Annotated in this window: 23 protein-coding genes and 2 tRNA genes; 13 read left to right on the top strand and 12 right to left on the bottom strand. The window is 70.2% G+C overall.

Features of this window, described 5'->3' with window-relative positions:
• Positions 1–91 precede the first annotated feature (91 nt).
• From gatC to H9651_RS02885, 6 genes are all read left to right on the top strand, one after another.
• Positions 92–391 (top strand): Asp-tRNA(Asn)/Glu-tRNA(Gln) amidotransferase subunit GatC, encoded by a 300-nt coding sequence (gene gatC / locus H9651_RS02905; RefSeq protein WP_191717615.1) that lies wholly within the window; start codon positions 92–94, stop codon positions 389–391.
• Complete coding sequence (gene gatA / locus H9651_RS02900) at positions 388–1,899, top strand: Asp-tRNA(Asn)/Glu-tRNA(Gln) amidotransferase subunit GatA (protein WP_191717614.1); 1,512 nt, start codon at positions 388–390, stop codon at positions 1,897–1,899. The genes gatC and gatA overlap by 4 nt, the downstream gene beginning before the upstream one ends.
• Complete coding sequence (gene gatB, locus H9651_RS02895) at positions 1,899–3,437, top strand: Asp-tRNA(Asn)/Glu-tRNA(Gln) amidotransferase subunit GatB (protein ID WP_191717613.1); 1,539 nt, start codon at positions 1,899–1,901, stop codon at positions 3,435–3,437. Before gatA ends, gatB begins: the two co-directional genes overlap by 1 nt.
• A 72-nt stretch (positions 3,438–3,509) precedes the next feature.
• Positions 3,510–4,775, top strand: coding sequence for a DNA polymerase IV (locus tag H9651_RS02890; protein ID WP_191717612.1), 1,266 nt, complete (start codon positions 3,510–3,512; stop codon positions 4,773–4,775).
• Between the two features lie 55 nt (positions 4,776–4,830).
• Positions 4,831–5,151, top strand: coding sequence for a hypothetical protein (locus tag H9651_RS14620; protein ID WP_225216311.1), 321 nt, complete (start codon positions 4,831–4,833; stop codon positions 5,149–5,151).
• Entirely contained in the window at positions 5,126–5,719 is a 594-nt protein-coding gene (locus H9651_RS02885) for a nucleoside/nucleotide kinase family protein (RefSeq protein WP_318244737.1), read from the top strand. Before H9651_RS14620 ends, H9651_RS02885 begins: the two co-directional genes overlap by 26 nt.
• 49 nt (positions 5,720–5,768) lie before the next feature.
• On the opposite strand, the gene H9651_RS02880 is transcribed toward H9651_RS02885, so the two are convergent.
• The 6 genes from H9651_RS02880 to H9651_RS02855 all read right to left on the bottom strand — a co-directional run bounded on the left by H9651_RS02880 (position 5,769) and on the right by H9651_RS02855 (position 7,953).
• Positions 5,769–6,278 carry a DUF2017 family protein gene (locus H9651_RS02880; protein ID WP_318244736.1) on the bottom strand — a complete coding sequence of 170 codons (510 nt, stop codon included), beginning with the start codon at positions 6,276–6,278 and terminating at the stop codon, positions 5,769–5,771.
• Positions 6,275–6,571, bottom strand: a complete 297-nt coding sequence (clpS, locus tag H9651_RS02875; RefSeq protein WP_191717610.1) for an ATP-dependent Clp protease adapter ClpS — start codon at positions 6,569–6,571, stop codon at positions 6,275–6,277. Before clpS ends, H9651_RS02880 begins: the two co-directional genes overlap by 4 nt.
• Positions 6,571–6,921, bottom strand: coding sequence for a metallopeptidase family protein (locus H9651_RS02870; RefSeq protein WP_191717609.1), 351 nt, complete (start codon positions 6,919–6,921; stop codon positions 6,571–6,573). Before H9651_RS02870 ends, clpS begins: the two co-directional genes overlap by 1 nt.
• A gap of 174 nt (positions 6,922–7,095) precedes the next feature.
• Positions 7,096–7,171, bottom strand: a tRNA-His gene (locus tag H9651_RS02865).
• A gap of 40 nt (positions 7,172–7,211) precedes the next feature.
• Positions 7,212–7,838: an oligoribonuclease gene (gene orn, locus H9651_RS02860; RefSeq protein ID WP_191717608.1), complete on the bottom strand. Its 627-nt coding sequence runs from the start codon at positions 7,836–7,838 to the stop codon at positions 7,212–7,214.
• Between the two features lie 42 nt (positions 7,839–7,880).
• Positions 7,881–7,953 (bottom strand) — tRNA-Arg (locus H9651_RS02855).
• Between the two features lie 100 nt (positions 7,954–8,053).
• Between H9651_RS02855 and H9651_RS02850 the strand changes: the two genes are divergently transcribed.
• Entirely contained in the window at positions 8,054–8,266 is a 213-nt protein-coding gene (locus H9651_RS02850) for a methyltransferase (RefSeq protein WP_191717607.1), read from the top strand.
• Between the two features lie 3 nt (positions 8,267–8,269).
• Here H9651_RS02850 and yczE read toward each other — a convergent pair whose 3' ends face one another.
• Positions 8,270–8,887 carry a membrane protein YczE gene (yczE, locus tag H9651_RS02845; protein WP_191717606.1) on the bottom strand — a complete coding sequence of 206 codons (618 nt, stop codon included), beginning with the start codon at positions 8,885–8,887 and terminating at the stop codon, positions 8,270–8,272.
• Between the two features lie 61 nt (positions 8,888–8,948).
• Here yczE and yczR point away from each other — a divergent pair, with 61 nt between their 5' ends.
• The gene (gene yczR / locus H9651_RS02840) at positions 8,949–10,379 is read left to right on the top strand and encodes a MocR-like transcription factor YczR (protein ID WP_191717605.1); all 1,431 of its coding nucleotides are present in this window, start codon (positions 8,949–8,951) and stop codon (positions 10,377–10,379) included.
• 1 nt (position 10,380) lies between these two features.
• On the opposite strand, the gene H9651_RS02835 is transcribed toward yczR, so the two are convergent.
• On the bottom strand, positions 10,381–10,632 hold the full coding sequence (locus tag H9651_RS02835; RefSeq protein ID WP_191717604.1) for a hypothetical protein: 252 nt from the start codon (positions 10,630–10,632) through the stop codon (positions 10,381–10,383).
• A gap of 384 nt (positions 10,633–11,016) precedes the next feature.
• On the opposite strand from H9651_RS02835, the gene ssb reads away from it, so the two are divergent.
• From ssb to H9651_RS02815, 4 genes are all read left to right on the top strand, one after another.
• Entirely contained in the window at positions 11,017–11,601 is a 585-nt protein-coding gene (ssb, locus tag H9651_RS02830) for a single-stranded DNA-binding protein (protein ID WP_191717603.1), read from the top strand.
• Positions 11,602–11,674: 73 nt separating this feature from the next.
• A complete protein-coding gene (locus H9651_RS02825) occupies positions 11,675–12,193 on the top strand; it encodes a DUF6993 domain-containing protein (RefSeq protein ID WP_318244735.1) in 519 nt (172 codons plus the stop codon).
• Between the two features lie 49 nt (positions 12,194–12,242).
• Complete coding sequence (gene ettA / locus H9651_RS02820; RefSeq protein WP_191717602.1) at positions 12,243–13,922, top strand: energy-dependent translational throttle protein EttA; 1,680 nt, start codon at positions 12,243–12,245, stop codon at positions 13,920–13,922.
• Positions 13,915–14,406, top strand: coding sequence for an acyl-CoA thioesterase (locus H9651_RS02815; protein WP_318244734.1), 492 nt, complete (start codon positions 13,915–13,917; stop codon positions 14,404–14,406). The genes ettA and H9651_RS02815 overlap by 8 nt, the downstream gene beginning before the upstream one ends.
• A gap of 7 nt (positions 14,407–14,413) precedes the next feature.
• Here H9651_RS02815 and H9651_RS02810 read toward each other — a convergent pair whose 3' ends face one another.
• Complete coding sequence (locus tag H9651_RS02810) at positions 14,414–15,295, bottom strand: acyl-CoA thioesterase (protein ID WP_191717600.1); 882 nt, start codon at positions 15,293–15,295, stop codon at positions 14,414–14,416.
• 52 nt (positions 15,296–15,347) lie between these two features.
• Between H9651_RS02810 and H9651_RS02805 the strand changes: the two genes are divergently transcribed.
• Positions 15,348–16,019: a hypothetical protein gene (locus H9651_RS02805; protein ID WP_191717599.1), complete on the top strand. Its 672-nt coding sequence runs from the start codon at positions 15,348–15,350 to the stop codon at positions 16,017–16,019.
• A gap of 22 nt (positions 16,020–16,041) precedes the next feature.
• Here the strand turns inward: H9651_RS02805 and H9651_RS02800 are convergent, their stop codons facing one another.
• The 3 genes from H9651_RS02800 to H9651_RS02790 are packed head-to-tail and all read right to left on the bottom strand — an operon-like array spanning position 16,042 to position 19,286.
• Positions 16,042–17,703 carry an FAD-binding dehydrogenase gene (locus H9651_RS02800; protein WP_191717598.1) on the bottom strand — a complete coding sequence of 554 codons (1,662 nt, stop codon included), beginning with the start codon at positions 17,701–17,703 and terminating at the stop codon, positions 16,042–16,044.
• A gap of 33 nt (positions 17,704–17,736) precedes the next feature.
• A complete protein-coding gene (locus H9651_RS02795; RefSeq protein WP_191717597.1) occupies positions 17,737–18,204 on the bottom strand; it encodes a globin in 468 nt (155 codons plus the stop codon).
• Positions 18,201–19,286, bottom strand: a complete 1,086-nt coding sequence (locus H9651_RS02790; RefSeq protein ID WP_191717596.1) for a mechanosensitive ion channel family protein — start codon at positions 19,284–19,286, stop codon at positions 18,201–18,203. Before H9651_RS02790 ends, H9651_RS02795 begins: the two co-directional genes overlap by 4 nt.
• Positions 19,287–19,313 lie beyond the last annotated feature (27 nt).

The raw sequence follows: 19,313 nt of genomic DNA, 5'->3' as shown, positions 1-19,313 counted from the left end.
CGCCGCGATGCGCTCCGTGCCGTGCGACGGCGCAGCGGCGTGCGCCGCTGGGCCGCACGGCGCGGGCGCACAGCGCAAGTAGACTGACGGGGTGTCAGAAATCACCCCCGATCTCGTGCGCCATCTCGGCGTTCTCGCCCGGATCCAGCTCAGCGACGAGGAGGTCGAGCAGCTCACCGGCCAGCTCGATGTCATCGTCGACAACATCGCCAAGGTTTCCGAGGTCGCCACGGCCGACGTGCCGGCGACGAGCCACCCCGTTGCGCTGCAGAACGTGTTCCGCCCCGATGTCCCCGGCGACATGCTCACGGTCGCCGAGGTGCTGCAGAACGCGCCCGACGCCGCCGATGACCGCTTCCGCGTGACCGCGATCCTGGGAGAAGAACAGTGACCGATCTCACCAGGCTGACCGCCGCCGACCTCGCCGCCTCCCTCGCCTCCGGCGAGATCTCGAGCGTCGAAGCCACCCAGGCGCACCTCGACCGCATCGCCGCCGTCGACGGCGACGTGCACGCGTTCCTCCACGTCAGTGACCACGCCCTCGACGTCGCCGCCGATATCGACCGCCGCCGCGCCGCGGGCGAGCATCTCGGTGCTCTCGCGGGCGTGCCTCTGGCGATCAAGGACGTGCTGGTCACGACCGACATGCCCTCCACCAGCGGGTCGAAGATCCTCGAGGGCTTCATGTCGCCCTACGACGCCACCGTCGTCGCGCGCTCGCGCGCCGCCGGGCTCGTGCCGCTGGGCAAGACGAACATGGACGAGTTCGCCATGGGCTCCTCCACCGAGCACTCCGCATACGGGCCCACCCACAACCCGTGGGACCTCGACCGCATCCCGGGCGGGTCCGGCGGCGGCTCGGCCGCTGCCGTCGCCGCGTTCGAAACACCGATCGCGCTCGGCTCCGACACCGGCGGCTCCATCCGCCAGCCCGCGCACGTCACCGGCACCGTCGGCATGAAGCCGACCTACGGCGGGGTGAGCCGCTACGGCGCCATCGCCCTGGCATCCAGCCTCGATCAGGTCGGGCCGGTCTCGCGCACGGTCCTCGACTCCGCGCTGCTGCACGACGTCATCGGCGGGCACGACCCGCACGACGCGACCTCGCTCACCGACCAGTGGCCGTCGTTCGCCGACGCGGCGCGCGAGGGCGCCCGCGGCGATGTGCTCAAGGGTCTGCGCGTCGGCGTCATCACAGAGCTTCCCGACAGCGGATTCCAGGCCGGTGTGTCGGCGTCGTTCCGCGAGGCGCTCGACGCGATGGCGGCGCAGGGCGCCGAGATCGTCGAGATCAGCGCGCCGCACTTCGAGTACGGCGTCGCCGCGTATTACCTGATCCTCCCGGCCGAGGCATCCAGCAACCTGGCGAAGTTCGACTCCGTGCGCTTCGGCATGCGAGTGAACGTCCCCGGCGGCACCGTGGAGGACGTCATGGCCGCGACCCGTGACGCCGGGTTCGGGCCCGAGGTCAAACGCCGCGTCATCCTCGGCACGTACGCACTGTCGGCCGGTTACTACGACGCGTACTACGGCTCGGCGCAGAAGGTGCGCACCCTCATCCAGCAGGACTTCGAGAACGCCTTCTCGCAGGTCGACATCATCGCGACGCCGTCGGCGCCGACCACGGCCTTCCGCCTGGGTGAGAAGATCGATGACCCGCTGCAGATGTACCTCAACGACGTCACCACGATCCCCGCGAACCTGGCCGGCGTGCCGGGCATCTCGATCCCGTCCGGCCTCGCCGCCGAGGACGGGCTGCCCGTCGGCATCCAGTTCCTCGCCCCGCTGCGCGAGGACGCACGCCTGTACCGTGTGGGCGCGGCCGTCGAGGCCGTGCTCGTCGATCGATGGGGTGCGCCGCTGTTGGAGCGCGCTCCGATGCTGGGAGGAAACCGCTGATGGCGAAGAACGCGCTGATGGACTTCGACAGGGCGCTGGAGCTGTTCGAGCCGGTCCTCGGCTTCGAGGTGCACGTCGAACTCAACACTGAGACGAAGATGTTCTCCGCCGCGGGCAACCCCGCGAACGAGAAGAACCACGCGGCGAGCCCGAACACCCTGGTCGCACCCGTCGACATGGGTCTTCCCGGCTCCATGCCCGTCGTCAACGAAGAGGCCGTGCGCTCGTCGATCAGCCTGGGGCTGGCCCTCGGCTGCTCGATCGCGCCGTCGAGCCGGTTCGCCCGCAAGAACTACTTCTACCCCGACCTGGGCAAGAACTACCAGATCTCGCAGTACGACGAGCCCATCGCCTTCGAAGGTCAGGTGGAGATCGAACTCTCCGACGGCGAGACCGTCGTGATCCCGATCGAGCGGGCGCACATGGAGGAGGACGCCGGCAAGCTCACCCACATGGGCGGCGCGACCGGTCGCATCCAGGGCGCGGAGTACTCGCTCGTCGACTACAACCGCGCCGGCGTGCCGCTGGTAGAGATCGTCACGAAGCCGATCATCGGCGCCGAGCACCGTGCCCCCGAGATCGCGAAGGCGTACATCGCGACCATCCGCGACATCGTGCGCGGGCTCGGCATCTCCGAGGCCCGCATGGAGCGCGGCAACCTGCGCTGCGACGCCAACGTGTCGCTGCGCCCGCGGGTGGCGCCGGGCGAGCCCACGCCGCCGCTGGGCACGCGCACCGAGACGAAGAACGTCAACTCGATGCGCTCGGTCGAGCGGGCCGTCCGCCACGAGATCCAGCGGCAGGCCGCGATCCTCGCCGCCGGCGGCACGATCACGCAGGAGACGCGGCACTGGCACGAGGACACCGGCACGACTTCTCCCGGTCGCCCCAAGTCCGATGCCGACGACTACCGCTACTTCCCCGAGCCCGACCTGCTGCCGGTCGTGCCGTCCGCCGAGCTGATCGAGGAGCTGCGCGCGGCGCTGCCCGAGCCGCCGGCGGCACGCCGTCGCCGGCTGAAGGCCGAGTGGGGCTTCACCGATCTCGAGTTCCAGGACGTCGCCAACGGCGGGCTGCTGGGCGAGGTCGAGGCGACGATCGCGGCGGGGGCGACCCCGGCGGCTGCCCGCAAGTGGTGGACGGGTGAGATCACCCGCCTCGCGAACGCGGCCGGACGGGAGCCGAGCGAACTGGTGTCGCCGGCCGACGTCGCCGCGGTGCAGGTGCTCGTGGACGCCGGAACGCTCAACGACAAGCTGGCCCGCCAGGTGCTCGAGGGCGTCATCGCCGGCGAGGGGACGCCGCAGGAGGTCGTGGACGCCCGTGGTCTCGCGGTCGTCTCGGACGACGGGGCGCTCATCGCCGCGATCGACGAGGCACTGGCATCCCAGCCCGACGTGATGGCGAAGATCCGCGACGGCAAGGTGCAGGCCGCCGGCGCCGTGATCGGCGCCGTGATGAAGGCGATGAAGGGCCAGGCCGACGCCGCGCGCGTGCGCGAGCTGATCCTGTCCCGCGCCGCGACCCCCGCCGAGTGAGCGCTCGCGCCGCCGAGTGAGCGCTCGGCGGCGCGTGCGCGCGGTGTCGGGGGATGCGGGGATGATGGAGACATGGGACGCGGAGACGGTACGGGGCGCATCGTCTCGCCCGACGATGCGGACGACACCGGCACCCGGATCCTCCACGTCGACATGGACGCGTTCTACGCGGCCGTCGAGGTGCTCGACGATCCGAGCCTGAAGGGCAAGCCGATCATCATCGGCGCGCCCGAGGGCCGCAGCGTCGTCTCCAGTGCGTCCTACGAGGCGCGACGCTTCGGCGTGCGCTCGGCGATGCCGGTCAGCCAGGCGCTGCGGCTCTGCCCGCAGGCGGTGGTCGTACCGCCTCATTTCGATCGCTATCTCGCCCTCTCCAGACAGGTGATGGCGATCTTCCACGACGTCACCCCGCTGGTCGAACCGCTCTCGATCGACGAGGCGTTCCTCGATGTGCAGGGCGCACGCCGACTGTGGGGGAGTCCTGGCGAGATCGCGCGCACGCTGCGTGCGCGGGTGCTGGCCGAGACCGGCCTCGTCTGCAGCATCGGCGTGGCCGCGACCAAGCACGTCGCCAAGATGGCATCCACCATCTCCAAGCCCGACGGGCTGCTCATCGTGCCGGCCGCCGAGACACAGGCCTTTCTCGCTGCGCGCCCGGTGGGTGCCCTCTGGGGCGTGGGACCGAAGGCGGCGGCCTCCCTCGCCGGCCGCGGCATCCACACCGTCGCCGATGTGCTCGCCACGCCCCGCGGTGTGCTCGAGCGAGCGCTCGGGCCCGCAATGGGGGCGCGCATCTGGCAGCTGGCACACGGCATCGACGCACGCGAGGTGGAGACCGAGCGCGTCGAGAAGAGCGTCGGTCACGAAGAGACCTTCCATGACGACATCGCCGATGCCGCGGTGCTGCGCACCGAGCTGAGGCGTCTGGCCGACCGTGTCGGGGCCCGCCTGCGTGAGAACGGCTGGGAAGCGGCGACGATCGCGCTCAAGCTCCGCTTCGCGGACTTCACCACCATCACCCGCTCGCAGACGCTGCCCGAAGCCACGGCCGTAGGACAACGCATCGGCGATGCCGCGTGGGAGCTGTTCTCCCACGTCGACCTGCGCCTGCCGGTGCGTCTCATCGGCGTCCGCGCCGAGAACCTGCGTCCGGCGGGCGGTGGCGCCCTCGCACTGTGGGACGACGACGGCGACTGGCGCCGCATCGAGGAAGCCCTGGACGGCGCTCGCGAGAAGTTCGGCCGAGCCGCGGTGACCCGCGCCACGCTGCTGGGCAAGGCGCGGGACCTCGGTGCACTGCCGACGAATCCGCGGCCGCCGCGCGACGAGCGCTCCTGAGCACGGCGCACGGATCGTGCTGGGCGGGAGCCCGTTCGGCCGGTACGGTGGGGACATGCCCAACATCGCACTGGATCTCGGCAAGCAGTCCGCCTCGTTCGGCGTCACCAGCGCCTATGGCGAGAAGCAGGAGCTCGACGGCATCACCCTCGTCCCGGTCGCGCTGGCGTGGTCGGGGTTCGGCGGCGGTTCGGATGCCGACGGCAACGGCGGCGGTGGGGGCGGTGGCTACGCCGTGCCGCTGGGTGCCTACGTGCGCAAGGGCGACGATCTGCGGTTCGAACCGAACCTCGTGTCGTTCCTCGCGGTGGCGATCCCGTTCGTGTGGGTCGCCGGCCGCGCGCTCAGCCGTGTCATCCGAGCCCTCAAGAAGTAGCGTCGACGCGATCTCGCTCGCGCTCGACGCCGCCGTCGAGGCGCTGGTCGATGCGGTGCGCGCCGCCGGGTGCGAGCATCCGGTGGTGCTGATCGACGGCCGCAGCGGCGCCGGCAAGACGACGGTCGCGCGGGAACTGGTCGCCCGCTGGCCGCTCCCCGGCAATGTGCAGCTGATCGCGTTGGATTCGCTGTATCCGGGTTGGGACTCGCTGGCGGCGGGGGCGGAGTACGCGCGCGAACGCATCCTCGAGCCCCACTCCCGCGGCATCCACGGGGTCTGGCGGCGCTGGGATTGGGAGGCTGACGAGCGTGCCGAGACACACGAGGTGGACCCCGCGCTCCCGCTGATCGTCGAGGGTGCCGGGGTGCTCACCCCGCGCAGCGCGGAGCTCGCAGACATCCGGGTGTGGATCGACGCCCCCGCCGACACCCGTGAGGCGCGCGCCATCGGTCGTGACGGCGACGCCTATCGACCGCATTGGACGCAGTGGGCCCTCCAGGAGGAGCGTCACCTCGCGGACAACCGCCCGCGGGAGCTGGCGACGCACCTTTTCGAGGTGCCCTGAGCGCGCGCGCCGTCACCGCCCTGTCGCCGCGCGGGCCGGCACGGGGCCGCTACGCGTCGAGCGCGGCGACGATTGCGTCGAGCCGATAGCCGAGCCAGTCGTAGATTGCGAACCGCGGGTCGCCGTCGCGGTGGTCGTCCTCCGCGTCGATGCCGAGCCGGGTGGCCAGCACGAGCCGCAGTGCGTTGAGTGTGCGCAGCCATGCCTGCGCGCCGGCGCGGGTCAGCCTGATCTCCACCGTCTCGGTGAGTCGGTCGTCGCTCAGCCCGCCGGCGTCCCACGGCGCGCCGCCGGGGGAGAGGTCCCGCAACACGGCCTCGGCCTCGTCGCGGCGACGCCGCAGCAAGTCGCCGGCGGTGAGGGAGCGGAACTCCTGCGCCGCCGAGGCATCGTCACGGTAGGCGTCCGGCACGAGCCGGGCGAGTGCGGGATCGTCGGGCCGTGCCGAGCCGTCGGCGGGCGAGTCGGCCAGCAGCTCGGCGAACTGCCCGACGAGGTCGGCGAGGTGCGCCGCTTCGATGACACTGATCTGCAGCACCACCGGGGTGTCGCGGCTCACTCCGGTGCCTGCTGCACGGTCGCCCAGAGCCCGAAGTCGTGCATCGCCTGCGCGTGCAGCTCCATCTGCTCCCGGGGACCCTCCGACACCACGGCGCGCCCTTCGTGGTGCACCGCGAGCATGAGACGGGTGGCGACCTCGGGCGGATGCCCGAAGTACTCCCGGAAGACATGCACCACGTACGTCATGAGGTTCACCGGGTCGTTCCAGACGACCGTCTGCCACGGTCGCGCGGGGTCGACGCGCTCGTCGGAACGCGTCAGCTCGTCGATGTCGGGGAGGGCGATGCTCATCAGGCCCAGCCCAGTTCGTGGAGGCGTTCGTCGTCGATGCCGTAGAAGTGGGCGATCTCGTGCACGAGGGTGGTGTGCACTTCGTCGCGCAGCGCGTCGAGGGTGTCGCAGGCATGCAGGTGTGGTTCCCGGTAGATCAGGATGCGGTCGGGGAGCTCTCCCATCCCGTATCGGTCACGTTCGGTCAGCGCCCAGCCGTCGTAGAGGCCGAAGAGGTCGAGGCTGCCGTCCTCGGGACGGTCCTCGACGACGAACACGACATTGTCGAGGCCGTCGACCATGTCATCGGGGAGGCGGTCGAGTTCGTCGGTGACAAGGGCATCGAACGCCGCGGCATCCATGTGGATCATCCGTCCCGCAGGCCCATCATGGTCTCCTCCTCGCGCGAGAGAAGCGATCTCTTCGCGTGCGTACCCGTCGCTTCATTCTATCGAGGGCGATCGACAGCGCTTCCGAGCCGCGCAACGACACAGGGCCCGGATCCGTTCGAGGAAATCCTCGATCCGATCCGGGCCCGTATCACTTGGGGTGAGTAACGGGGCTCGAACCCGCGACATCGGCCACCACAAGGCCGCGCTCTACCAACTGAGCTATACCCACCATGTCTCCTGCTGCAGCAGCAGGCAACCTCTCAATTCTCTCACATCTCTGGAGTGAATGATGACACCGCGGAAGCGGCCGCGGCACGCGCGTCATCGCTGGTCGGACCCGGTTCGGGTACGAACACCGCCTCGCGGTAGTACGCCAATTCGCGGATCGATTCCCGGATGTCGGCGAGAGCCCGGTGGCCGCCCTCTTTCGCCGGAGCGTGGAAGTAGGCGCGCGGGTACCAGCGGCGCGACAGCTCCTTGATGCTCGAGACGTCGACGTTGCGGTAGTGCAGCCACCGGTCGACGCGCGGCATGTACTTCGCGAGGAACATGCGGTCGGTGCCGATCGTGTTGCCCGCCAGCGGCGCTTTGCCCTCGAGGGGCACGAACCGCTGGATGTACTCCAGGGCCTCGTGTTCGGCCTGCGCCAGGCTCACCCCGCTCGGGAGTTCGGCCAGCAGGCCCGACGTCTCGTGCATCTTGGTGACGAAGTCGTTCATGTTCGCCAGCGCCGAGGCGTCGGGCTTGATGACGATCTGGAAGCCCGGGTCGACCGCGCGCAACTCGAAGTCGGTGATCACGATCGCGATCTCGACCAGTTCATCGACCGCCAGGTCCAGCCCGGTCATCTCGCAGTCGATCCACACGAGTCTGTCGTTCTCAGAAGGCCCCACCATATGACCCATCCTATCGACGGGTTCGGACACGGCTCTCACGCGTCCCCTCGAGGCGATTCGAACGCCTGACCAAGAGATTAGAAGGCTCCTGCTCTATCCACTGAGCTACGAGGGGTCCTTTCCAGGCTACCTGCGACGCCCGGGCGACGTCGTGCACGGTGTGGCCTTCCGCCGAGCGTGGCGGTAGCGTCGCGGGTGTCGGAAGGAGTTCGATGATGAGCACGACCGAGAAGCGCACCCCGCTGTGGGTGGCGTACGGCACCGGGGGTGTCGCCGGCACGATCCGCAAACTCGACGCGGGTTATCTCGTGACGATGGCGGGTGCGGACGACACGCTGGGGACCTACCCGTCGATGGAAGTGGCCAAGAACGCCCTGCACTCGCAGATGCGAGCGGGGTCGGATTGGCCCGAGTTCCGGGAGCACTGAGGCTCAGCCTGCCGGGTCACGCGCGGCATCCGCCGTCGACGGTGCGCTGCGGCGGGTGTCGAGCACGGGGAGCGCGACGTGCACGAGCGGGCCGATGAGCACGGCGAACAGCACGGTGCCGATTCCGACGGTGCCCCCCAACAGCCACCCGGCAGCGAGCACCGTGGCCTCGACGAGAAGGCGGCATGCCCAGATCGGCCAGCCGAAGCGGGAGTGGAGTCCTGTCATCAGCCCGTCGCGCGGGCCGGGGCCGAAGTGCGCGCCGATGTAGAGGCCGGATGCCACCGCCACTGTCACGATCCCGGCGAGGAACACGGCGTACTGCAACGGCCATCCCTCGACCGGCGGCACGAACAGCAGGGTGAGCTGCATGCTCGTGCCGACCAGGAGGATGTTGGCGATCGTGCCGACACCCGGACGCTGGCGCAGCGGGATCCACGCCGCCAGCACAGCAGCACCGACGAGAACGGTGATCCAGCCGATGCCGATGCCACTTTGTCGCTCGAGTCCCTGCGCGAACACCGTCCACGGATCCAGGCCGATGCCTGCCTGGATCATGAGGGCGCACCCCGCACCGAACAGGAGCAATCCCACGATCAGCTGCGTCACCCGTCTCGTCACCCGACCAGTCAACCGCACGATTGGTCTGCACCGATGAGGCCAATTCCGATAAGGTGGTCTTGTGCTCTCCCGCATATCGGCCCGCGCTCTCGCCTCCGTTCTGGGGGGCTGGCGCACGCGAGAACCGGCCTATGAAGCGCTGGCCGACGGCATCCGACTGTTGTGTCTGGACAACCGGATAGCTCCGCGCACCGCCCTGCCTGCAGAACGTGAACTCGCAGCTGCTCTCGGGCTCAGCCGCAGCACGATTTCAGCTGCCTATCGGAGTCTGCGCGAATCCGGCCACATCCAGAGCGTGCGCGGGTCTGGGAGCATCACGGTGGCTCTCGGACGCCGTGGGGCCGGGCGGGTGCGCGCCATGCCCGATGCGCTCGACCTGCAGCAGGCGAGCCCTGCGGCTTGGCCCGGGCTCGCTGGAGTCATGGCGCAGCTGGTCGTCGAGGCGCCCAGCATCGTCGCCCGTGCCGGCTACGACGTGCTCGGCTCGCGTGCACTTCGGTCGGCGATCGCCGACGACTACACCGCCCGCGGCATCCCGACCGACCGATCGCAGATCATGGTCACCACCGGTGCGCAGAGCGCCATCCACCTCATCGCCGGCGTGCTCGTCGGGCGTGGGGAGCCGGTGGTGCTGGAGACACCGACCTATCCGCATGCCGCCGATGCCTTCCGCTCCGCGGGGGCACGTCTGATCGGCGTGCCGGTCACGACCGCCGACGGCTGGGATCTCGACCGGGCGGCGCAGGTCTTCGCCCGCAGCATGCCGACGGCGGCGTACCTCATCCCGCGCTTCCACAACCCGACGGGGCGCACGATGTCGGCCCCGGAGCAGGAGGGCTTCCTGGCCGCAGCCGAGCGTGCGGGCACTCTGCTGGTGCTGGATGAGACGACGGCCGACCTCTCGATCGACACCACCACGGCAGAACCCGCCTTCCCGGTGGCAGCCGCGACCGCCCCCGGCGTCATCAGACTGGGCTCCCTCGGCAAGACGGTCTGGGGGGGACTGCGCGTCGGCTGGATCCGCGCCGACGCCGACGTCATCGCACGACTGCTCGCGGCGCGACCGGCGCGGGAGCTCGGAACGCCCGAGTTCGAGCAGGCGCTGGCCACCGCACTCTTCCCGCACATGCCGGAGATCCGGGCGCAGCGTGCCGCGGTGCTGCGCCAGGGTCGTGACGTGCTGACCGAGGCCCTCGCGCAGCGCCTGCCGGAATGGGACGTGCCGCACGTCGACGGCGGTGTCTCGCTCTGGGTCGGTCTCGGTCTGCCGCTGAGCTCGTCGCTCGTGCTGCGCGCGCGGGCCGAGGGTCTGTTGCTCTCGACGGGTGCGCGCTTCTCCCTCGACGGCGGCCACGAGCGCCACCTTCGGCTGCCGTTCACATCGACACCCGAGCAGCTCGTCCATGCGGTCGACGTGCTCGCGAAGTCGTGGGAGCGTGCCCGGGTGGAGGCGCCCACGGGGTACGTCGAGTCGCTCGAAGCCGTCGTCTGACTCACCCCCCGAAACGCAAGCAGTCCACCGCGTCTGCCGCGCTCCAGAAGTCCCCGACGGTGCGAAACGATCGACCTGCCGGCCGATAGCGCAGCGCCCGGTAGCGCGTGTCGGTGCCGTCGACGATGCGTTGCACGTGTCCGAGGATGTGGCCGCCGTCGCGGACGACGCGCCAGAGCTCGGGCCCGGCGGCGACCAGGCGAAGCGGCGAGGCGCCAGGCGTCTCGAACGGGGGAGCGGTCGTGGCGATCATCGAATCTCCTTTCCGATGCGATTCGCCTTCGAACATATGTGCGACCTCCGACATTGCCGGCTCGGGTGGCGCGGCATCCCCACCCACCGCGCGCCGCCGCTGTCCGAGAAACCACTTTCCGGCTGAGGCACCACGCGATGCGGGGTGTCTCGACCGAGAAGTGGTTTCTCGCCCGAGGGGATCCCGCAGAGCGGCGGACGCGGGCGGACGCGCGGCGGTTCCTCCACAGGTGCCGCATCGCCCGGTCGGTCCCGAATCCGCACATCCGGCGCCACACGGCCACGTCGGGTTCGCCACGCTGGAAGTGCTCCGGCACCCGACGGGCACGCGGGTGCCGGAGCGGGCGGACAACGGGTCCGCACCATCAGAGAGGACGACATCACCATGAGCGAGACCATCACCGTGGCGGGAAACCTCGCGGCCGATCCCGAGCGACGCACGACCGCCGGAGGAGATGCGGTCGTCAGCTTCCGCGTCGGCAGCACACAACGCCGGCTCGACAAGGACACCGGGCAGTGGGTGGATGCCTATACGAACTGGTTCCACGTCTCGGCGTTCCGCAGTCTTGCCGAGAACGCGCTGCTGTCGCTGCGCAAGGGCGACCGGGTGATCGTCACCGGCACGCTGCGCCTGCGCACCTGGGAGAACGACAGCCGCAGCGGGGTCACCGCTGACATCGACGCGGCGGCGATCGGCCCGGACCTGCGCTGGGGCACCACGGTGTTCACGCGGCGGGCGCGCGGCGAGGATCGCGCCGAGGATCGCAGCCAGGCGCGCTCCGACAGTCACGCGACCGGCGGTGCCGTCGACGCCGCGGGTTGTTCGCTGCCACCCTCGGTCGACGGCGACGCTCCGGCTGCGGCACAGACACCGGCGCAGACGGGAGACGGTGCGCCCGGCGGGTCGCCCGCCGAAGGCGAACCGGAGATGGCGTGGGCGGGCGGTGCGGGCAGCGAACCGCCGTTCTGACCCGGAGCGCACGGGCCCGGGTCGCACGGCGCCGCGGCGGGCGCCCATCGGCACCCCGCCATAGACTTCCGTGGTGCCCCGCCGCGCCCTGACCGCCCACGCCCGTCGCCGAGTCGTCCCGGTCGTCGCCGTGCTGATCACCGCGGGGCTCGTCTCCGGGTGCGCGGCCGAGCCGTCGCCCGCGGGGACCAGCGCCATGCCCTCGCCCGCCGCGACACAGGCCCCGAGCCCTGAGTCACCCGACCCCACTACCACCGGCCCGCGACTGGTGCCCGAAGGGGCCGCGGCCGACAACCTGCCGCTGTTCACCGCCGTCGCCGAGACGGTGTGGGCCTCGCCGCAGAAGGCCGAGGGCCGCGCTTACATCGACGGGCTCGTCATGGCCGGCTTCGACCAGGCCGCGATGCAGATCACCGACGACGCCACCACCATCGGCAACCCGGCGGAGTCGCTGCAGTTCTCGGTGCAGTGGGGCCAGGAGTGTCTCATCGGCCAGGTCGGTTCGGCGGCCGACGCCGTCATCACGATCACCACCGATGCCCTCCCGGGTGGCGGCTGCCTGCTCGGTGCCACGCGTCCCATCGACTGGTGAGCGCGGGGGCGTCGGCGCCGACGCCGATGCCCCGTAGACTTGAACGGATATGGCTGAGTACATCTACCAGATGGTCCGCGCCCGTAAAACTGTGGGCGACAAGTTGATCCTCGACGACGTCACGATGTCGTTCCTCCCCGGGGCGAAGATCGGCATGGTCGGCCCCAACGGCGCCGGCAAGTCGACGATCCTCAAGATCATGGCGGGCATGGACACGCCGTCCAACGGTGACGCGAAACTCACGCCCGGTTTCACGGTCGGCATCCTCATGCAGGAGCCCGAGCTCGACGAGGACAAGACCGTCCTGGAGAACATCCAGGCGGGCATCGCCATCAAGGCGAAGGTCGACCGCTTCAACGAGATCTCCGCGCTCATGGCCGACCCGGACGCCGACTTCGACGCGCTGCTGGCCGAGATGGGCGCACTGCAGGAGGAGATCGACGCCGCCGACGCGTGGGACCTCGACTCCCAGCTCGAGCAGGCCATGGACGCCCTGCGCACCCCGCCGGGTGACGCCTCGGTCGCGAACCTCTCCGGTGGTGAGAAGCGCCGCGTGGCCCTCACCAAGCTTCTCCTCCAGAAGCCCGACCTGCTGCTCCTGGACGAGCCCACCAACCACCTCGACGCCGAGAGCGTGCTCTGGCTCGAGCAGCACCTGCAGAAGTATGCAGGCGCCGTCATCGCCGTGACCCACGACCGGTACTTCCTCGACAACGTCGCGGAATGGATCGCCGAGGTCGACCGCGGCCGCCTCATCGGCTACGAGGGCAACTACTCCACGTACCTGGAGAAGAAGGGCGAGCGGCTCGCCGTGCAAGGCAAGAAGGACGCCAAGCTCGCCAAGCGTCTGGCCGACGAGCTCGAGTGGGTGCGCTCCAACGCGAAGGGACGTCAGGCGAAGTCGAAGGCGCGTCTGGCCCGCTACGAGGAGATGGCCGCCGAGGCGGACCGCACCCGCAAGCTGGACTTCGAAGAGATCCAGATCCCGCCGGGGCCGCGCCTGGGCGGGGTGGTCATCGAGGCCAAGAAGCTCGAGAAGGGCTTCGACGGCCGCCCGCTCATCGACGGGCTGAGCTTCAGTCTGCCGCCGAACGGCATCGTCGGCGTCATCGGCCCCAACGGCGTCGGCAAGACGACGCTGTTCAAGACCATCGTCGGGCTCGAGCCGCTCGACGGCGGCGAGCTCAAGATCGGCGAGACGGTCAAGATCAGCTACGTCGACCAGACGCGCTCCAACATCGACCCGAACAAGACGCTGTGGGAGGTCGTCTCCGACGGCCTGGACATCATCACGGTCGGCAAGATCGAGATCCCGTCGCGCGCGTACGTGTCGAAGTTCGGTTTCAAGGGGCCCGACCAGCAGAAGAAGGCGGGTGTGCTCTCCGGTGGTGAGCGCAACCGTCTGAACCTCGCGCTCACGCTCAAAGAGGGCGGCAACCTGCTGCTGCTCGACGAGCCGACCAACGACCTCGACGTCGAAACGCTGCAGTCGCTGGAGAACGCCCTGCTCGAGTTCCCCGGCTGCGCCGTGGTCATCACCCACGACCGGTGGTTCCTCGACCGCATCGCGACGCACATCCTCTCGTACGAGGGCACCGAGGAGAACCCGGGCCAGTGGTACTGGTTCGAGGGCAACTTCGAGGCCTACGAGGCGAACAAGATCGAGCGGCTCGGTCCGGATGCGGCCAACCCGCACCGCTCGACCTACCGCAAGCTCACGCGTGACTGAGACCGCTCGGCGCATCCATGTGCCGATCCACCTGCGGTGGGGTGACCTCGACGCCCTGAACCATGTGAACAACACCTCCATGCTGAAGCTGCTCGAGGAGGCGCGCCTGCGCGCCTTCTGGCAGCCGGATGCCGGCTTGGACGGTCCCCCCACCGCGGTGCTCGACGCGGGGCTCAGCGCCCACGGCGAGACGATGACGCTCATCGCCCGCCAGGAGATCGAGTATCTGGCGCCGGTGCCCTACCAGCAACGTCCTCTGGACGTGCAACTGTGGATCGGTCGGCTGGGAGGTTCGAGCATCGACGTCTGCTACGACGTGTACAGCCCCGCAGGTGCGGCCCCGCAGACGCTGTACGCCCGCTCCACAGCGGTCGTGGTGATGGTGGATGCCGCCACGGGGCGGCCGACCCGGCTGACCCCGCACATGCGCGAGGCGTGGGAGCCGTACGTCAGCGCGCCGATCTCCTACGCCCACCGCCGCTGAGACGGGCTCAGCGCAGGCCGGGCACGCGGATCATGATCTCCTGCGCGACGCTGGCCAACAGTTCGCCCGACCGGCTGTAGATGCGCCCGGTCGACAGTCCCCGTCCGCCGCGGGCGCTCGGGGATTCCTGCACGTACAGCACCCACTCGTCGACGCGCCCGAACCGGTGCCACCACATCGCGTGGTCGAGGCTCGCGACTTTCAGTCCCGGAGTTGACCACGACACGCCGTGTGCGCGCAGCACGGGCTCCTGGATCGTGAAGTCGCTCAGGTAGGCCATCACCGCGCGGTGCACGGACGGGTCGTCGGGCAGGCGTGACCGGGTGCGCATCCACACCATCTGGTGGGCGGCATGCTCGCCCTCGACGGTGTCGTAGATGGGGGAGCCGACGTAGCGCAGCTCGAGCGGCCCCTCGGTCAGCACGCGCTGCGACAGCGGGTGGATGCTGGGGCTGAGCCCGTCGGCCCCCACGAGATCCTCCGGCACAGGAACGCCGGCGGGCATGGGCGCGTGGTGCTCGATCCCCGGGTCCTCGTCTTCGAACGAGGAGATCATCGAGAAGATCGGCACGCCCTCCTGATAAGCCTGCGTGCGCCGCGTCGAGAACGAGCGGCCGTCGTGGATGCGGTCGACGGCGAACGTGATCCCCTTCGACGCGTCGCCGGGACGCAGGAAGTACCCGTGCATGGAATGCGGCACGCGCTCGGGAGGCAGGGTGCGCGCGGCTGCAGCGACGGCCTGTGCCAGCACCTGCCCGCCGAAGACCCGGCCCGTGGGCATGGCATGCGAGGCGCCGGTGAAGATGTCTTCGGTCGTGCGGGCCTCGGATGCGGCCAGATCGATCACCGAGAGCATCGTTGCGACAGGATCGGGCTTCGAATCGGTCATGGCTCTCCTGTTCTGCACGGCACGCTCAGCGCCGGTTGGTAGTTTAGGGCGGATGTCCCACCGTCTTCGTTTCCCCGATGCCCGAGCCGCAGCCGACGCTGCCACATTCGCGTCCCGGGCCACCCGTCTCGGTGACGGCGCGGTGCGGCTGCAGGCGTCGGCGGGCACGCTGGTGATGACGTGCGCGCCGCTCGCTCCGCGCGGGCTGCTGGATGCGACTCCCACCGTGCTGGGGCTGCGAGCGACGAGGATCGACCCCGAACTCGAGACCGACATCGTCATCGATGGCGCGGCCCTCGTCGCGTCCGACGAGCCGACCGAGCTGCAACTGCCCGCGGTCGCCCTGTCTGTGGCCTGGGCGGGCATCGCACCACCGCGCGCAGGGTGGACCGAGGGCGTCGACCTCGACGCCGCGACGGTCGCTGCGCGCGCGCAGTGGGGCATCGCCGCGGTCGCCGAGACCGTGCCCCGCGATGCCGGTGAGGATGCCGTGCGCGCGGTGCGGGCCCGGGTGTGGGGGGCGCCAGACGACGCTCTCGCGGGGCTGCCGCTGGGGACGGCCTTCGCGGCATTCGGGCTCGGCTTCATCGGCGGGGCCGAAACGGTCGCGGTGCGTGCCGCGGGCCCCTGGACGCGACTGACATTCCGTCGCGGGCATGTGCTGGTGCGGGGCCCGGTGAAGTCCGGTCTCACGCCCGTGCGTGTCACGGGCAGCGCCGCCTGACCCCGGTCGCGCGACCGCCGCGCTACAGCAGCGCCGCCGCCGCACGCCCGGCGAGGCGGCCCGAGAACAGGCAGCCGCCCAGGAACGTACCTTCCAGTGCCCGGTAGCCGTGCATGCCGCCGCCGCCGAAGCCCGCCGCCTCGCCGGCGGCGTAGAGCCCGGGCACGGCCTCGCCGTCGGCGCCGAGCACGCGAGAGTGCAGGTCGGTCTCGAGTCCGCCGAGGGACTTCCGGGTGAGCACGTGCAGCTTCACCGCGATGAGCGGACCGGCCGCGGGGTCGAGGATGCGGTGCGGCGCCGCCGTGCGCACGAGTCGGTCACCGCGGAAGGAGCGTGCCGAGCGGAGCATGGCGATCTGGGCGTCCTTGGTGAAGTCGTTGTCCATCTCCCGGTCGCGCGCCTGCACCTCGGTGCGCACCCGCGCGGCGTCGAGCACCTCGCCGCCGGGGAGGGCCCGCATGCCGGCGATGAGGTCGTCGAGCGTGTCGCGGACGACGAAATCGGCGCCGTGGTCGAGGAAATCCTGCACGGGGCCCGAGGCGCCCTTGCCCAGCCGTGACGACAGCAGCAGCTTGACGTCCTTGCCCGTCAGATCGGGGTTCTGCTCGCTCCCCGACAGCGTGAACTCCTTCTCGATGATCTTGTACGACAGCACGAACCACGAGTGGTCATGCCCGGTGCGTCGCAGGTGCGCGAGCGTGCCCAACGTGTCGAAACCGGGGAACAGCGGCACCGGCAAGCGCGCTCCGATGGCATCGAGCCACACCGAGGACGGGCCGGGGAGGATTCTGATGCCGTGCTGCGGCCAGACCGGATGCCAGTTCTGGATTCCCTCGACGTAATGCCACATGCGGTCGCCGTTGATCTCCCGCGCGCCCGCGGCCTTCGCCACGCCGAGCATGTGCCCGTCGACGTACGCCGGCACGCCGGAGACCATCGAGGTCGGCGGGGTGCCCAGGCGTTCGGGCCAGCGCTCCCGCACGAGCGCATGGTTGCCGCCGATGCCGCCGGAGGTGACGATCGTCGCCCCCGCGATGATCTCGAAGTCGTCGACCACGTCGCGCGATGTGGCGACTCCGCGCGCCGCCCCCGACGGTGCCAGCACCTCACCGCTCGCTGCGGTGACCGCGCCGTCGCTGACCGTCAGCGCGGTCACGCGGTGGCGCGCGAGGATCGTGAGCCGCCCCGCCTGCTCGGCCTGCTCCACCTCGCCCTCGAACGGCGCGACGATGCCCGGACCGGTGCCCCACGTGATGTGGAAGCGCGGCACCGAGTTGCCGGGGCCGGTGGCGGTGTACCCGCCGCGTTCGGCCCATCCCACGACCGGGAAGAACGACACGCCCTTCTCCCGCAGCCAGGTCCGCTTCTCGTGGTGGGCGAAGTCGAGGTACGCGTCGGCCCAGCGCCGCGGCCAGGCATCGTCGTCCCGGTCGAAGCCGGCGGTGCCGAACCAGTCCTGCCGGGCGAGATCGGGGGAGTCATGGATGCCGAGGCGGCGCTGCTCAGGAGAGTCGATGAAGAACAGCCCGCCGAAGGACCACCACGCCTGCCCGCCGAGGTTGGTGCGGGGCTCCTGATCGACGATCACCACCCGCTTGCCGGCTGCGGCCGCCTCGCTCGCGGCGACGAGACCGGCCAGGCCCCAGCCGATGACGAGCACGTCTGTGGCGATGCGGACGGTCATGGGCGACTCCTTCGTCGACGATGAGGGTGCGGCTCAGCGGTGGTCGGGTGGGCGGCTGACGAGCGAGATGCCCGATGCGTCCCGACCAGCCGTCGCCGGGCCGATGCCGGTCGGTTCGAACGTGTTCACCATGGCATGCGCAGCGCGCTCGAGGTAGTCCCACAGCGTCGCCTCGTGCAGGGGGGAGAGGTGCAGTTCGTCGACGGCCACCCGCATGTGCGCGAGCCAGCGGTCGCGCGCGTCGGGGTTGACGTGGAAAGCGGCGTGACGCATGCGCAGGCGCGGGTGCCCGCGCTCCTGGCTGTACTGCGTCGGCCCGCCCCAGTACTGGGCGAGGAACATCTCCAGCCGGCGGGCGGCCGGCTCGAGGTCGTCCTCGGGGTACATCGGGCGCAGCACCTCGTCGTCGGCGACGCCGCGGTAGAACGCGGCGGCGAGGCGGACGAAGGTGTCGTGCCCGCCGATCTCGTCGTAGAACGAAACGGGAGCAGCATCGGTCATGTGGTCTTCTCTTCCCCATCGCCGGATGCCGGCGGGGTGGCCGCGGCATCCGGAGCGGTCTTGGTGTTCTTGCCGCCGCGCTTGGGCCGCCAGAGCGGCCGGGCATCTGCGGGGGCGAGAGGGGTGGGCCTGGTGACCGGCGGGTTCGCGCCGCGCACACGCTGCGCCCCCTCGGGGCCGGTCAGCATGACGGAGGTGAGGTGGGAGACGGGGAGGTCAATCTGGTCGATCGCGTGCTTGAGACGCATCCGCAGCTCACGAGCGACGTCGTCCTTCGCATTGGCGCGGGTCTTCATGACCACGCGGATCAGGAGCGTATCGCCGTCGATCGATTCCAACCCCCACATCTCGGGGTCCTCGAGGATGCGGGTGCGCCACTTCGGGTCCTTCTGCAGACTGCGTGCGGCGGCGAGCAGGTTCTTCTCGACCTCGGCGATGTCGGCGTCGGCGGGGACGCCGAGGTCGATGACGGCGCGTGCCCAGCCCTGCGACATGTTGCCGATGCGCAGGATCTCGCCGTTGCGCACGAACCAGAGCGTGCCGTTGACATCACGCACGTGGGTGACCCGCACGGAGACGTACTCCACGACACCCGTCGCCAGCCCCACGTCGACGACGTCGCCGATTCCGATCTGGTCCTCGGCGACGATGAAGATGCCGTTGAGCACGTCCTTGACGATGTTCTGAGCGCCGAAGCCGAGGCCGGCGCCGATGGCGGCTGACAGCAGGGCGAATGAGCCGAGCACCGAGGGGGCGACGACCTGCACCACCAGCAGCGTGACGATGATCACGATCGCCACGTTCACGATGTTCTGCAGGATGGTGCCGAGCGTGCGGGTGCGCTGCACGAGGCGCACCTGCGCGAGGGGAGAGCGATCCAGCGCCTGGGTGTCATCCACCCGCGCCTTGGACTTGGCGCCGGAGACGATCCGTTCCACGATGCGCCGGATCACGATGCGCAGCACCCACGACACGAGGAAGCCGCCGAGGATGATGGCGGCCACCGCGAGCAGGTTCCAGCCCACCGAGATGAGGACCACGAGCGCACGCGCCCAGAAGTCCGGATTCGTCACGTCGTCCATCGTCCTGATCCTACTGTCCCTGCCCCT

Origin of the sequence: Microbacterium pullorum (assembly GCF_014836535.1) — a bacterium.
Taxonomy (GTDB): Bacteria; Actinomycetota; Actinomycetes; order Actinomycetales; family Microbacteriaceae; genus Microbacterium; species Microbacterium pullorum.
This window is presented reverse-complemented; position numbering and strand designations above follow the sequence as displayed.